The 667-nt window shown below is 29.2% G+C and carries 1 protein-coding gene; it reads left to right on the forward strand.

Going from position 1 to position 667, the window contains the following annotated elements; genetic code table 11:
• Positions 1–667, forward strand: a 667-nt coding sequence (locus tag KI369_RS22495) for an arginase family protein (RefSeq protein WP_212957455.1), incomplete at both ends; no start/stop codon positions are given.

Consider the following 667-nt stretch of genomic DNA (forward strand, 5'->3'; position numbering starts at 1 on the left):
AAATAAACTACATTCTTATTCACATGAAGATATTGATTTTACTCATTTAGAACACTCAAATCTATATTGCGAAAACTCTTCTTTAACGCAAATAAAAAGAGCATTAAATCGTAGAAAGAATAAAGGGATTACTTTTATAGGCTCTGGAAATTATCATTATGTATCTTATTTATTATTAGAAGAAATGGACAAACCTTTTACCCTTATACTATTTGATCATCATACTGATATGAACTTAAAGGGAGTGAATGAACAGACTCTTATTTCCTGTGGATCTTGGGTATCATTTTCTCTTCGAAATAATGGTAATTTAAAGAAGGTAATCATTATTGGACCTTCTTCTCTAACAATTCATTCTAATGATTATTCAGCCGTAGAAGTTTTTCCGATTGATATATCACATGAAGTATCCATACATGCAATACTTTCACATATTCATACAGAAACAATATATGTAAGCATTGATAAGGATGTTTTAGATCCAAAAGTTACTATTACCAATTGGGATCAAGGGCACATGAAATTATCTAGACTTTTACAATTTATTCATTCTCTAATTATGAATAGATCTATCTATGGTATTGATATTTGCGGTGAACTCCCAGTTTATCCTTCTCAACTCTTCTTACCTAAATATAAAAATGCTATTCAGAAAAATGAACAAGCA

The sequence above is a fragment of the Bacillus sanguinis genome, assembly GCF_018332475.1.
Taxonomy (GTDB): domain Bacteria; phylum Bacillota; class Bacilli; order Bacillales; family Bacillaceae_G; genus Bacillus_A; species Bacillus_A sanguinis.